Source organism: Tumebacillus amylolyticus, from assembly GCF_016722965.1.
In the GTDB taxonomy this organism is placed as follows: Bacteria; Bacillota; Bacilli; order Tumebacillales; family Tumebacillaceae; genus Tumebacillus; species Tumebacillus amylolyticus.
The window spans coordinates 1,171,109-1,184,408 of the sequence record NZ_JAEQNB010000001.1 but is presented as its reverse complement, the minus strand read 5'-3'; the positions used below and the strand labels follow the sequence as shown (position 1 = coordinate 1,184,408).

The window sequence follows — 13,300 nt, the reverse complement described above, 5'->3', positions numbered from 1 at the left end:
ACTCCTCCTTAGCGAACCGATGCTTTGGCCCAGTCTTCCACGTTCCAGACTTGGGTGACCCAGTCTTTGTAGAATTCCGGTTCGTGGCAGACGATCAGAACGGTGCCGCGGTAGTTTTGCAGAGTCTTCGCCAATTCTTCCTTCGCCGCGACATCCAAGTGGTTGGTCGGCTCGTCAAACAGAATCCAGTTCGACGCCGTCAGCATCAGCTTGCACAGACGAACTTTCGCGTGCTCACCGCCGGACAGCGCGGTCAACTTCGACGTGATGTGTTCGTTGCCGAGGCCGCAACGGGCGAGGTTGGCGCGAACGTCTTGGTTTTGCATATGCGGGAATGCGTTCCAGACATCGTCCAGAGCGGTCAAGCCCGGAGCCGGTTCAATTTCCTGCTCGAAGAAGATCGGGGTGAGATAATCGCCGCGTTCCACTTGGCCGGAGAGAGCCGGGATGTTGCCGAGGATCGTTTTCATCAGGGTCGATTTGCCCATGCCGTTCATCCCGGTGATGGCGATTTTCTCACCGCGCTCCAGTTTGAACGTCAGCGGCGGGAGCAACGGACGGTCGTAGCCGATCACGAGGTCCTTCGCTTCAAAGACCAGTTTCGAAGACAGACGGGTCTCTTCGAAGCGGAACGACGGACGCGGGTATTCGATCGGTTTTTCGAGGCGGTCGATTTTGTCGAGCATCTTCTGACGGGACTTCGCACGACCCGAAGTCGAAGCGCGTGCCTTGTTGCGTTGGATGAAGCTTTCCATGCGGCGAATCTCGTCTTGTTGGCGTTCGAAGGCGTTCTCTTGCTGGGCGCGTTTCGCCAAGTAGACTTCTACGAACTTCTCGTAGTTGCCGGCGTAGCGGGAGAGTTTGCCGCCTTCGAGATGGTAGATGATGTTGACGACTTGGTCCATGAATTCGACGTCATGGGAGATCAGCATGAACGCATACGGGTAGTTCTGCAGATACGTGGTCAGCCATTCGATGTGCTCAACGTCCAGATGGTTGGTCGGCTCGTCGAGCAGCAGGACGTTCGGTTGTTCCAGCAGCAGTTTCGCAAGCAGAGTTTTGGTTCGTTGCCCCCCGGAGAGGTCGGCGACGTCACGGTCGAGACCGACGGCGGTGAGGCCGAGGCCCTTGGCGACTTCCTCCACTTTGGCGTCGATCATATAAAAACCGGAGTTGTCGAGACGGTCTTGGATCTCGCCCATATCGGCGAGCAGTTTGTCATAATCGGCATCCGGCTCGGCAAGTTGCATCCCGATCTCGCCGAGTTCCTTTTCCATATCGAACAGCGGTTTGAACGCATCATTCAAAACATCGCGCATCGTCATGCCCGGTTGGAGCGACGCATGCTGGTCGAGATAGCCGACCGTCGCGCGGTTCGACCATTCGAGTTTGCCGTTGTCGGCTTGCAGTTTGCCGGTGAGGATGTTCATCAGCGTGGATTTCCCCGCGCCGTTGGCTCCTACGAGACCGACGTGCTCACCGTTGAGCAGACGGAAGTTTACATTGGAAAACAGGGTGCGGGCACCAAAGCCGTGCCCGATATCGTTAACGTTTAAGATACTCATCTTGTCCGTGTTCCTCCTACAAAAAATAGACCTCAGACTAGTTTAACAGAGAAACCCCGCGAGAGGGTAAAAAATACGTCATTTTTTCCTTGAAAAAATGTACCTCTTCACGACCGACTTTCCTCGTTTTTCCTTTTCCAACCCTTGTACAGTATACTATAAGTGACATCTACCTAAAGGGAGGACCTTCACATGAGCTTCAATCTTTCCGGCAACACCATTTTGATCACCGGCGGTGCATCCGGCATCGGCTACGCATTGGCGGAGCGTTTTTTGAAAGCGGGTAACACCGTCATCGTCTGCGGTCGTCGCGAAGAGAAACTTCGCGAAGCCAAGGAGAAATTCCCGGAACTACATACTCGCGTCTGCGATGTCTCGGTGGCTTCCGAGCGCGCAGCACTCCTCGAATGGGTACGAACGGAACATCCCAACCTCAACGTCCTCGTCAACAACGCAGGCATCCAACAGCGCGTGAAGTTGATCGACGCTCAAGAGGACTGGAGCTACTACCAACAGGAAATCGCCGCGAACTTCGATGCGCCGGTGCATCTCACCCTGCTGTTCCTGCCGTTCTTGGCAGGCAAAGACAACGCGACCCTCATCAACGTCACATCCGGGCTTGCGTTCACCCCGATGGCTGCCGCTCCGATCTACAGCGCGACCAAAGCGGCGTTGCATTCCTTCACGATGAGCACGCGTTTCCAAGCCAAGAACCAAAACGTCAACATCATCGAAGTGGCCCCGCCCGCTGTCAACACCGACCTCGGCGGCCCCGGCTTGCACACGTTCGGCGCTCCGCTCGATGAATTTGCAGACGCCGTCTTCCAAGGCTTTGCACGAGGCGATCTCGAGATCGGCTTCGGCATGTCGGAGCGCGCCCTGCGCCTGAATCGTGACGAAATCGACGAGCAGTTTGAAGCGATGAACACCCGAATCGGGTTCTAATGCAAAAAGGAAGCTCCTCGTGGGGCTTCCCTTTTTATTGAAAACTTTTTCGTTTGGAAAGCCAATGGGAGACGAGATAGATCAATCCGTAGATCGGCAACGAGAAGAAGTAGTTCCATTTGACCGGCACATAGAGCCCCAACCAGCTAAACAAAGGCTCTCCCACAAATGAAGCGAGACAGGCAAACAGGGCTGCTTTCAGCCAAAGAGACATCTGCGGTTTGAATTGGATCATCAACATCACCGTGACGGGCATCAAACTCATATCCCACGGGATGTAAGATGGAATCGTCGGCATGACCTTGCCCGTATAGAACCATCTCCCCAAACAGACACCGATGAAATCAAACCAGCACGAAACGATGATGACGAAGAACCCGACGAACAGATACCGTGCAGTCGATTCTTTTTTGCGCAACCTGAACCAGATCAGCCACGGGATCAGCGAAAAACACACAGAAGTCCAGAAATCCCAATGGAGAAACGTGTGCTGCATCCAATAGTGTTGATATTCATGATTGGCTTCCTCGATGGTCTTGTAATACTCGCCCACCTGCTTGATTTTCTCTGGGTCTTGAATGCTCTTCATCCTGATTCCCCCCTTCCATAACGTACCCACCTTGCACAAAAAACCACCGTGCCCTCTCGGGACGGTGGTCTGCTTTCGATCTACGGCAATTGCCCGCTGTTCACAAGTCCGACGAAGGAGTTGTAATCCGCTTGCACTTGCGCGGCGTAGTTCTCCGCCAACTGGGAGACGGTGGTTTTGAATTGCGGCCAGAGAGCGATCGCTTGCAAGGCCCCGTCTTCAAAGTTGTACGAAACGTACGTCGAGTTGTAGTCGCGGTCCGATCGTGCGTGCGCATAGGCGAGGGCTTGGGCGGATGCTTTTGCGAATTCGGTCAGGTCGGACTTGCTCTTGAAATCGGCCGGGTCGAATCCTTTCTTCCAAGGAGAGATGCGGTGCACATAGTACGTGCGCGTTGCGCTTTGCAGAGAGCCGGCGTAGTTGTCCACATGGTTGAGCAGCGCTTTGTTCGCGGTGGAAGTTCGGGTGCCGTGGTTTGAGAATTGCGACGTGTACAGGCTTTGCGATACGGTGTGAACGTGGAAGAGGCTCGGCAGGCGTTCTTCTTTGACTTCCAGAATCACATCGTCATCCTGTGAAGAGGTCGGGCCTTCCACCAGCAAGTAGTATTTTTTCACCCCTTGCGAGCCGAGACCGGAATTCAGCCGCACCGCTTGGTCTTTGATCCCGAAGTAGGAACCGACTTCAGCTCGATCGGTTGCCGTCGGAACGCCGAGGTCCGGGTTGGCGAAGTTGAAGCGGCGGACTCCGTTTTGCAGACTCGTCCATTTGCTTAGCAACGTCGAGGTGCTGTATTTGCTCTGCACAGACGCGATCTGATCGTCCATAAACCCTGTGAGCGCCGCTTTGTCGAGGTAGAGGTCCTTCTCGTTGCTGTTGCCGTTGACGGAGCTGAGCGTGGTCTGGTAGGTGGAGAGGAAGGTGCTCGCCACATCTCGAATGTCCGAATCGCTGAGCGACGTCCCCAATTCGGGCTTCATGAGGAACAGACTCGTCGTGTAGCGCAAGAGGTCCCAATAAAAAGGCCCGATGTACGACTCATCGAAATCGTTGAGGTCGAATACAACCTTGCCGTTGTCATTGTCCAAAAAGCCCACATTCTGCGTATGGAAGTCCCCCGACAGCCACGTTTGGACGTTGGAAGTTGTCTTCCACTGCGACGGGACGGGGATCACGCCCGTGTCAAGGTCTGCATAGTAGAGATGGTTGGTCGCCCGGTAGAACGCAAACGGCGACGCTTCCATGTCGGCGTACTTCGCGTTTTTGAGCGTGAGGTCGGTGTAGAACGAGTTCGCGTTTTGAATCTCTTGCTTCACGTACATCGTGCGTGTCGAAGTGTTGGTGAACGCCCCCGCCGATTGCACGAACGTCAGCGGCAGAACCGCCGTAAGCAGCAAGGAAACCAAGTGTCTTCTCTTCATCAGGTGAACCTCCATTGTGTGAAAGTACTTCCACAATACCTGATTTACTTCGTGAATACGCAGGTACAGATGAAATCACACGATAGTTTAACACCCTGTCCATAAAAAAGCCCTTGCCCGATGGCGGGGTCTTTTTTCCTTTTGGGAATACTTTCTCTACATACCCGTCCTGAGGGAGTGAGCCCGAGATGTCCATAGAAGTTACGATCTTGATCAGTGCTTGGTTTCTCACCGTTCTCGCGCTGTGCTTATTCGTTCCCCGTTCGCAATGGCGCGGAGCTTTGGTTTGTTTTTTCTTCACGCAACTCTTGACGTGGGGATTGGGGTTGGTCGCGGTGAATCGAGATTGGTTGCAATATCCCGTTCGGGAAATGAGTGCCGCGAACAACACCTCGTTTACGTTTGAGTACTTCGTGTACCCGGCGATCTCCGTGTTTTTTAACCTCTATTATCCGCAAGCGGGCTCGACGTGGCGAAAGTTGCTCTACTATGCTTTGATCTCGTCCGTCATTACCCTGATCGAAGTGCTCCTCGAACACTACACCGACCTGATCGCCTACAACGAATGGCGATGGTATTGGACGTTCCTCTCGCTCACCGGGACGTTTTACCTGTGCCGCCGTTACTATCAGTGGTTTACCCGCTCTGGAGAGACGACGACATGAGCAAGGAATTCTGGATTCTCGTCTCCCTCTGGGTTGTGATCCCCGTTGCGCTCTGGCGGCTAACTCCCAAGAGCCGAACACGGGAAATGCACCTCGTCTTCATGTCCATGCAGACATTCACCTGGTTGTTCGATATCTTGGTCGTCCAATTTGGTCTGATCGAGTATCCATACCGAGAATTTCCGCATGCCACACGTATGAATTTCACGTTGCACTTTCTCCTCTACCCGTCACTGGCTGTGGTTTTCATGCTCTACTTCCCCGAAGCGAAACCCAAATGGGTGAAAGCTCTGTACACCGTGCTCTTCTCAGCCGGAATCGCGGCCATCGCAGTCGTGATTGAGCGCTATACGCACTTGGTTCATCTCGTGAGCTGGAGAATGTCTCTAAGCTTTGAAATCATCCTGTTCTGCAACGTCCTCACGCGCCTGTTTGTCGCATCGTTCTTCAAGAAAAAAGGAAGCCCCTCGTGAGGGCTTCCTTTTATTTAGACGTCCTATTCCTTTTCGCGGTCCACCAAACGCAAGGGAGGAAAAACGGGCTCACTCTCGTCGTCCTGCTCCACGAGAAACTTGAGCATCGCCAGTTTGTTGTCCCAGAACTGCTCGAAATAGTTCACCCAGTTCTGCAACTCGCGCAGCTTGTCCGGTTGGAGTTGATACCGGGTCTCTCGTCCGACTTTGTGGTGGGAGACGAGGCCGGCTTGCGACAGGATGTGCAAGTGCTTGTTGACAGCCGTGCGCGAGATGGAGAAATGCCCGGTCATCTGCGCCACGGAGAGTTCCTGTTTGCCAAGTAGTTTCAATAACGTGCGACGCGTCGGATCGGCTACCGCTTGAAAGACATCAACCTTCGCCGCTGACGACATTACGCTTCTACAACGGCACGCAGTTTCTCCAGTTCGCCCCAGCCTTGGTCCATCACGCCGCGAATCACTGTGTGCGGAGCACCGGTTTCCGTAACTTTGTCCTCGCCCCAGCCGGAGTGGATCAGGTGGAATTCCGTTTTGCCGTCAAGGTCTTTCAATTGAAATTGCAGGTGCCAGTCTTTGCCCCAGTCAAATCCGATCAGATGGGGCGGGTCGAGTTCGGTGATTTTGCACGGGGACATCCCGAATTGACCTGCATCAAATGTAAATTCATAGCCCATCTCCGCTTGCAGGTCGTTCGGCATGAACCAAGAAGCAATGCCTTCTGCGGTGGAAACGGCTTTCCATACTTTTTCAAGCGGTGCGTTGAATACAACTACTTTCGAAATGTCTTCCATTGAGAAACCCCTCCTAGATGTATGTGACACCCGGAGGTGTCACATCGATTATATGAAACCTATAGGTGTCACGTCAAGTAAGAGATGGAATCGGGATTTTAAAATGCCAGATTATGAACGCCGTCATCGCAATATTGAAAACCCACGCCCAAATCGGGTGCGTGTAATGGATGCGGATCGCGAGGATCATCATCCCCCAGAGAGCGACCGACCATGCATAGTTCCAGCCGTGGTAGTACGAGATGAGGTGCGCCGCATGGAAAATCGCTTCCAAACCCGAATTCACAGCCAAAAAGAACAGCAGAAACCAGCCCTGCTTCCACCATCCGGACTTATAGGGGTATCGAGCGGGAATGAGCATCCCCATCGGCAACAAGTGCGTGAACACAATCGAAAAGTCAGCTTGAACATGCGACGGTGAGATCATCGTTCTCTCAAACCGCCACAAGCCGTAGTGAAACGTCAAAATCGTAGAAATAAAATCCCACATACAAATGAACAGAGCTGTCGCGTAGTATTCCCGCCACCGTTTGTGGTCCCCGAAGATCCAATAGGCGACCAACCACGAAACAGAGGTCAGGAGCACAAGGCCGGACTTTGCCCATTCACCCATCTCGACACCCCCTTTCGTCTGTTAGTATGTGTTAGAAAAGGTGAGTGCTTGCGTAGAAAAAAAAGAGGCGTTGCCGGATGAGGCCCCCACCGATAATCCATACATGGAATAAAGACACCCCGACAGACAAAATCTAAACAAGGCAACAAAAGTTCAAATAAAGGATGATTCACTTGCAGATTTCCCACAACCCCGGTCTTACTTCGTCTGAAATGGCCGTCCTCTGGACGACGTATCAAACGGATACGATGATTCGCTGTGTCTTGCTTCATTTCATCAACGTCTGTGAAGACCCTGCCATCAAACAACTTCAACAGACGGCGCTCCAGATCACAGAGAACGCCATCCAAACTGTCGAAACCATTTTTACACATGAAAAAATCCCGATTCCGATTGGATTTACCGATAAGGACTGGAACTCCGGTGCGCCGGGGTTGTACCCTGATATTTTTACCTTGCGTTATCTGAAACACATGTCTCGGCTTGGCATGGCTGCGGCTGCGGTCTCCTTGTCCGTCTCCGCTCGAAAAGACGTGCGGGACTTTTTTACCGTCACCCTGCATAAAGCATCGTACCTCTACAACAAAACGAGCGAAGTCATGCTCAGAAAAGGGGTATTTGTTCGCTCCCCGATGATTGCAAAGCCGGAAAAAGTAGAGTTCATCCAAGATGAGTCGTTTCTCTCTCACATGTTTGGCACGCATAGACCTTTAAATGCGATTGAGATCTCACACATGGGCATGAACACGGAAACGAATTTGATCGGGTTTGCCTTGCTCCTGGGATTTGCTCAAACGGCACAACGACAAGAAGTGCGGGACTTCGCTTGGAAAGGCAAGAAAACTGCACAACATCACATTGAACTGTTAGCCAAGCATTTACTGGAAGACAATGTCCTGCAACCCTCCACTTGGATCGGCGATGTGACGGAATCGCAAGAAGCGCCCTTTTCAGATAAGTTGATGTGTTTTCAGATTACGTCCCTTTGCAGCGCCGGTTTTGGGAACTACGCAGCCTCTCTGGCCGCCTCTCAGAGGACTGATCTCGGGGCGATCTACACCCGTATGATGGCGGAAACCACCGCCTATTCTCTGGAAGGCGCCAAACTGATGATCAAGCACGGTTGGCTGGAACAACCCCCGCAGAACAAGGACCGGAGAACGCTGAGCAAGCAATAGCCCGCCTACTAAAAACGAGCGACCCATTGATGTGGGTGGCTCGTTTTTACATCTGCTATAATAAGGAATACAAATGCGACCAAGGAGCTCGTTCCCATGCAAATCACAACGTTTTTCATGTTTGAAGGTAAAGCGGAAGAGGCGATGAATTTTTACATCTCGATCTTCGACAAATCTGAAATCACCAGCATCTCTCGGTATGGCGCAAACGAAGCCGGCGCTGAGGGTTCGGTGAAACATGCGATCTTCACATTAAACGGACAAGAGTTTATGTGCATTGATAGTTTCGTGAATCACGGGTTTACGTTCACGCCTTCTATCTCGTTGTATGTTACTTGCGATACGGAAGAAGAAATCGACAGGGCGTTTGAGAAATTATCGAGGGACGGTAGCATTTTGATGCCGTTGGCTCCCTATCCTTTCAGTAAAAAGTTCGGCTGGGTCGCAGATCGATTCGGCGTCACTTGGCAATTGAGCTTGATCTCGTAAAAAAAGGTGGAAGGAGCCATCCAGCGTGCATCAATATCTCACTTTTTTACTGCTGTCCATAGTCCTTGTCATCACTCCGGGAGTCGATACTGCACTCACAACCAAGACGACACTCGCATCCGGGCGAAAGTCCGGCACTTTTTTGGTATTCGGGCTGTGTACGGGGGTTGTGGTACACACGATTGCCGCGACAGTGGGGCTTTCTGCAATTTTGATGAAATCTGCCATGGCGTTTCTGATCGTCAAGTACATCGGGGCGTTATATCTGGTCTACTTAGGAAGTACCGCCATCTGGGCCACCCGACGGAGCAAGCAGCAAGCGCATCGGCAAGGACTCGCAGAGGTCGCCGTTGGAGCTGATTCGACCGCGGCCCTGCCTCTTGCAAACTCGATTGGTCGTGCGAGTGTCTGGACCACGTACAGACAGGGTCTTTTCTCCAACGTCTTGAATCCCAAAATGGCGGTGTTTTTCCTGACCTTCTTGCCGCAATTTGTTGTCCCCGAGATCGGCACGGCCAAGCAGCTCTTTTTCATGGGTGCAAGTTACGCGGTCCTATCGATCGTCTGGTATCTGGCCTACGTGTATTTCATCAACTACCTTCGCAAGTGGCTGCAATCGCCAACCGTGCAAAACTGGCTGGAGCGGGTCACGGGTGCGGTTCTGATTGTGTTCGGTTTCAAGCTCGCGTTGGAAAAGCAATAGAAAAAACGAGTGACCCGTTGAACAGGGTCACTCGTTTTTTTTGAAAATAAACTCCTCCACGTCCCGGCCCCGTGCATTCGAAAAGCCTTTGTCCTCCCCGCAGATTTGGAATCCGCACTTCTGTAGAACCCGTATCGATGCGAGGTTGTCTTGGGCAGCACGAGCATAGAGGGGGCGTCGTGTCTGGATGTGATTCAAGAACTGAGTGAGCGCCTCCGTGGCGATTCCTTTGCCCCAATAGTCCTTGCCCAGCCAGTAGGAGATTTCTGTCTGTCCGAATTGTTCAAAACACAGAACATTGCCGATGACAGTCTCCCCGCAGACAATCGTTCTGTTCGTGACCGTCTCGTCGCTCATGATCTTGCGCCAATGAGCATCGAATGCCGTCCGATCTCCGGGGTCCTTGGCAGTGAAAGCAGCCATGTGATTGGCAGTTGCGTTCAACTGATTCTCGAAAAAAAGCGGTAGGTCCGTCTCAAGTATCTCCCGAAGTCTCACGTTTCGTACTGAGAACTCGTTCATGTCATACAGGCTCCTTCGCAAATCTCGTTTCCTCAAACATACCAAGTAGTTTGCTTCCCTGCAATTCACATTGTTCTGCTATTTCTCGGTCATCACGGGCCTGATGCTACAAGAAGTCCCCTCCCACGAAGGGTATTGGAGGCAAGAAGTTGATCTCTTGCTGAAACTCATTCCTTTATTGTGAGGCCATCAAGGGTTTGGGAGCGTTGATTGATTGACGAACACTTTGGTAGGGGTTTGGGTGCTCCGTGTAATCGGAATTCGCTTGGGTGAGGAGACGATTCCGTTGTTCACTTCAAACAGCACGATGCTGTTTTGACCGATCACTGCGCCGCCCTGCCCTTCCAAGATGTAGGGGATACCATCAATCTTACTGGTCGCATAATCGTGAACATGGCCCACCAAGACTTTTTGCACTTTGTTTCGATTCTGTCTCAGAGTATTGAGAAAGTCCCGGTTCTTCGGAGTCCCGATGGGGAACCCGTCATCCTTGGTCAAAGTGAAGGTTGAACCGTTGGTGCGCGTCCAGGTCCCTGTTCGCGGCGGTACGTGCATGACCACAACCACTTTGCTGTTCGCGGGCGTTGAGTTCAAATTGGTCTTGAACGTAGCAAGGGCTGCTCCCGACTGTTCAAAACCGTAATAATTCGTGTAGTTTCCGCTGATTGCCGTTCCCGGTCCAATATCGTTTAACATGATGACGCGCAATCGAGGTGCATCAACTCGGTAGTTCAATCTCGCAGAAATGTACTTTCGGTACAAATCCAACGAGCCGTTCGTACCGGTTCGCTCGTGATTGCCGGGCGCGATAAACACGGGAATTTTGTACGTGTTCATAAATTGATTCAATTTCTGTGTGAGGTATTGATAGTGTTGCTCCGCGCCGGTGAACACCACATCTCCGCCAAGCAAGATGAACAGCGGTTTCGGCTTTTGTCTCGCCGCCGTCTCCAACGCCCCCAGAAAAATCTGATAGCGAGTGATTGCCTCTGCTCTCGTCCTTCCCCAATCAAACCAGCTGTCACCGAAATAGACGAATCTGAACTTGTTGGACTTGGGCAATGACTTGAGCAAGCTTTGAGCTCTTTGGGTAATGGTTGCCATGATGATACCTAAACTCCTTTTTAGACACGCCCTACAAGCTTACAGCTTTACGGCTTTCATGATGTCGCTTCTGCGGATCGTGCGTCGCGTGACTTTTGTGTTTTGACCCATATACTTGATCGTGACGGAGTTGATGTCTTCGGCAACCACTTTCCCGTTGAAGACGCGGAACGACCCCATCGTCTGACCTGCAACCGAAAGCCCGTAGCAAGCGCCGATTTGAAAATTAACTTGCGGCATTCGACCTAACCTCCTTTCCAAGAATCTCTCTACAGTACATGCCAGTTGAGAGACTCTTGGAACGGCTATTGCCCGCAACAAAAAAGACAAGCCACTGCCTGCCGCAGTTGCTTGTCTTCTCGCATATACTACTATACTTTCAAGTCAAATCGCAAAAGAAGGTATGGCATGATGGATCTCCAAACGAGATTTGCCGTTGCGTTTCTCACATTGTTTTTAACCACTTTCTTCATGGGGAGAACGACGAATCCGCAACTGGGTGTCGGACAAATCGTTCTCCTACTAGGTCTTTTGGTTCCTGACTTTTCTAAAGTGGTGGCTTACTTGTTCGTGATTTATTATTTTTTGTCGTAGTTTGTACAACTTGCGCAAGCGCCTCAGGTGTTATTTATTGGAACAGCTTCATGTTGTCGACGTAGACCGTGCCGGATGCGTTGTCGGCGTTGCCGCGAATGATCGCGTAGACGCGCATCCCGGCGGTTGTCGCCGGCGTGTTGGGAAGATTGTTTGGCAACACGAGTTGATAGAACCCGTTGGCGTCGATCTTGATGTAGTGCTCTTGCTTGTCGTTAGCGAGGTACGAGGTCGGGTCAACGACCGTGTCGCTGTTGTAGAAGTCCACCCACAGGTAAACGGACGCGTTGACCAGATTCTCGACTTTGAAATCGGCGGTCAGGCTGTACGGTTTGTTCGGTTGCATCGTTACCGATTGGTACACTTCCACCGACTGGTTCGAAGCCAGGCCGTTCGCGTACAGTTTCTGCGAATAGCTTCCCTCGCTGACCGGGCTCAGCACATGGTCAAAGCCGTACTGGTCTGCTGTCAAGCCGACGCTGTAGTAGGGAGTCCAAAGATCGGCTACGTTGTTCGTACCCGTGTACAGCTCGAAGCTCGGGTTCTGAAGCAGATTCACGGTGGAAAGGTGCGGTGTCAGCGTCACTTCGTTCGACGCAGCGCCGGTTCCGGCCATGTTCGTCCCGACGACTTCGTAGTAATACGTGGTGTCGTTGGTTACTGTGGTGTCGTCAAACGTCGTGCCCGTCACACCCGTCGCAATCGTGGTGTACGGCCCGCCCGCAATGGTGGAGCGCAGAACGTTGTAACTGGTTGCTTCGTTCACGGAGTTCCAAGACAGATGATCCACAGTATTCTCCGCCGTTCCGGAAAGCGTCGGTGCCGTCGGAGCGGTGACCGCCAGTTCCATCATCTGCAGTTCCGGAATGGTCAAATTCACAATGTTGCCGGTCGAACCGCCGTTAGCGGTAACGTTGATTCGATACTTAATGTAAGCCGTTGTGTTATTAAAAGTAAACGATTTGATGTCGGTAGCACTCCATGTAATGCCGGACCTAGAATCAAGCACATTCCACGTAGTACCGTTATCGTTCGTACCTTCAAACGTCCACGTTTTCGGCAAGATCGCAAGGGTGGTCGAAGGATTACCTGCATAAATTACATATTTAGCAACCTTTTTCGGAGAGGGAAATTGATAGCCCAAATAACCTTTTGTGCTATGGGTTCCCCATCCGTGGTAGACACCCGTATTTACATCCTTGTACATTGTGTATCCGTCAAACGCTTTCCAAGGGTACTCGCCTCCCGAAGCACCCGAACTATCGCTCGAATCCACGCTCCCGGACGGAGATGTGTAACTCGTCATCACCGGAATGAGATTCGCCGTGTATTGCGTCGTTCCGTCCACAGTCGAATCCGCAAACGCCGCATGAGTACCTGCGAGCCCGAAGACAACCACGCCCGCAACCAAAAGTTTCGTCATAAACGTTTTCATGTTACCTCCTGAACAAAGTAAGATTTATTCCAGAATATAACACATGAAAAGTTTTAAAACAAGTAGAATATAACAAATCTCATTCCTTGATATTTTACAGTAAATAAATATAATATCAATGCGCTTCGCTTGCCCTTCACAGGGATGATTTAGAGGGACTGACACCACCCGGAGTGCGTGGGCGTACAGTGTGGGTGTGAGCGTTACGAAT

16 protein-coding genes are annotated in these 13,300 nt (G+C 51.9%); 6 read left to right on the top strand and 10 right to left on the bottom strand.

Annotated elements, in window-relative coordinates:
- Positions 1-8: 8 nt before the first annotated feature.
- Positions 9-1,565 (bottom strand): ABC-F family ATP-binding cassette domain-containing protein, encoded by a 1,557-nt coding sequence (locus JJB07_RS05430; RefSeq protein WP_201631919.1) that lies wholly within the window; start codon positions 1,563-1,565, stop codon positions 9-11.
- Positions 1,566-1,757: 192 nt separating this feature from the next.
- Between JJB07_RS05430 and JJB07_RS05425 the strand changes: the two genes are divergently transcribed.
- On the top strand, positions 1,758-2,510 hold the full coding sequence (locus JJB07_RS05425; RefSeq protein WP_201631917.1) for an SDR family oxidoreductase: 753 nt from the start codon (positions 1,758-1,760) through the stop codon (positions 2,508-2,510).
- 34 nt (positions 2,511-2,544) lie between these two features.
- On the opposite strand, the gene JJB07_RS05420 is transcribed toward JJB07_RS05425, so the two are convergent.
- Positions 2,545-3,099 (bottom strand): CBO0543 family protein, encoded by a 555-nt coding sequence (locus tag JJB07_RS05420; protein ID WP_201631915.1) that lies wholly within the window; start codon positions 3,097-3,099, stop codon positions 2,545-2,547.
- Positions 3,100-3,179: 80 nt separating this feature from the next.
- Positions 3,180-4,520 carry a DUF2252 family protein gene (locus JJB07_RS05415; RefSeq protein WP_201631914.1) on the bottom strand — a complete coding sequence of 447 codons (1,341 nt, stop codon included), beginning with the start codon at positions 4,518-4,520 and terminating at the stop codon, positions 3,180-3,182.
- 188 nt (positions 4,521-4,708) lie between these two features.
- On the opposite strand from JJB07_RS05415, the gene JJB07_RS05410 reads away from it, so the two are divergent.
- Both JJB07_RS05410 and JJB07_RS05405 read left to right on the top strand, forming a co-directional pair.
- Positions 4,709-5,185, top strand: coding sequence for a CBO0543 family protein (locus tag JJB07_RS05410; RefSeq protein WP_201631912.1), 477 nt, complete (start codon positions 4,709-4,711; stop codon positions 5,183-5,185).
- Positions 5,182-5,658 (top strand): CBO0543 family protein, encoded by a 477-nt coding sequence (locus tag JJB07_RS05405; protein ID WP_201631911.1) that lies wholly within the window; start codon positions 5,182-5,184, stop codon positions 5,656-5,658. The genes JJB07_RS05410 and JJB07_RS05405 overlap by 4 nt, the downstream gene beginning before the upstream one ends.
- Before the next feature lie 23 nt (positions 5,659-5,681).
- Here JJB07_RS05405 and JJB07_RS05400 read toward each other — a convergent pair whose 3' ends face one another.
- The 3 genes from JJB07_RS05400 to JJB07_RS05390 form a co-directional block, all read right to left on the bottom strand.
- Positions 5,682-6,053: an ArsR/SmtB family transcription factor gene (locus JJB07_RS05400; protein ID WP_201631909.1), complete on the bottom strand. Its 372-nt coding sequence runs from the start codon at positions 6,051-6,053 to the stop codon at positions 5,682-5,684.
- The gene (locus JJB07_RS05395) at positions 6,053-6,451 is read right to left on the bottom strand and encodes an SRPBCC family protein (protein ID WP_201631907.1); all 399 of its coding nucleotides are present in this window, start codon (positions 6,449-6,451) and stop codon (positions 6,053-6,055) included. Before JJB07_RS05395 ends, JJB07_RS05400 begins: the two co-directional genes overlap by 1 nt.
- Positions 6,452-6,524: 73 nt before the next feature.
- Positions 6,525-7,064 (bottom strand): CBO0543 family protein, encoded by a 540-nt coding sequence (locus JJB07_RS05390; protein ID WP_201631904.1) that lies wholly within the window; start codon positions 7,062-7,064, stop codon positions 6,525-6,527.
- A gap of 173 nt (positions 7,065-7,237) precedes the next feature.
- Here JJB07_RS05390 and JJB07_RS05385 point away from each other — a divergent pair, with 173 nt between their 5' ends.
- From JJB07_RS05385 to JJB07_RS05375, 3 genes are read left to right on the top strand one after another with little or no spacing between them, the layout of a single operon-like run.
- The gene (locus JJB07_RS05385; protein WP_201631902.1) at positions 7,238-8,242 is read left to right on the top strand and encodes a DUF3231 family protein; all 1,005 of its coding nucleotides are present in this window, start codon (positions 7,238-7,240) and stop codon (positions 8,240-8,242) included.
- Positions 8,243-8,302: 60 nt separating this feature from the next.
- Positions 8,303-8,731 (top strand): VOC family protein, encoded by a 429-nt coding sequence (locus tag JJB07_RS05380; protein ID WP_430727215.1) that lies wholly within the window; start codon positions 8,303-8,305, stop codon positions 8,729-8,731.
- A 25-nt stretch (positions 8,732-8,756) separates the two neighbouring features.
- On the top strand, positions 8,757-9,434 hold the full coding sequence (locus JJB07_RS05375; RefSeq protein ID WP_201631896.1) for a LysE family transporter: 678 nt from the start codon (positions 8,757-8,759) through the stop codon (positions 9,432-9,434).
- A 27-nt stretch (positions 9,435-9,461) separates the two neighbouring features.
- On the opposite strand, the gene JJB07_RS05370 is transcribed toward JJB07_RS05375, so the two are convergent.
- The 4 genes from JJB07_RS05370 to JJB07_RS05355 all read right to left on the bottom strand — a co-directional run bounded on the left by JJB07_RS05370 (position 9,462) and on the right by JJB07_RS05355 (position 13,089).
- On the bottom strand, positions 9,462-9,956 hold the full coding sequence (locus JJB07_RS05370; protein WP_201631893.1) for a GNAT family N-acetyltransferase: 495 nt from the start codon (positions 9,954-9,956) through the stop codon (positions 9,462-9,464).
- A 189-nt stretch (positions 9,957-10,145) separates the two neighbouring features.
- Positions 10,146-11,060, bottom strand: a complete 915-nt coding sequence (locus JJB07_RS05365) for a metallophosphoesterase family protein (RefSeq protein WP_201631890.1) — start codon at positions 11,058-11,060, stop codon at positions 10,146-10,148.
- A gap of 39 nt (positions 11,061-11,099) precedes the next feature.
- Positions 11,100-11,300 (bottom strand): hypothetical protein, encoded by a 201-nt coding sequence (locus JJB07_RS05360; RefSeq protein WP_201631887.1) that lies wholly within the window; start codon positions 11,298-11,300, stop codon positions 11,100-11,102.
- A 388-nt stretch (positions 11,301-11,688) separates the two neighbouring features.
- Complete coding sequence (locus tag JJB07_RS05355; RefSeq protein WP_201631884.1) at positions 11,689-13,089, bottom strand: hypothetical protein; 1,401 nt, start codon at positions 13,087-13,089, stop codon at positions 11,689-11,691.
- Positions 13,090-13,300: the final 211 nt, after the last annotated feature.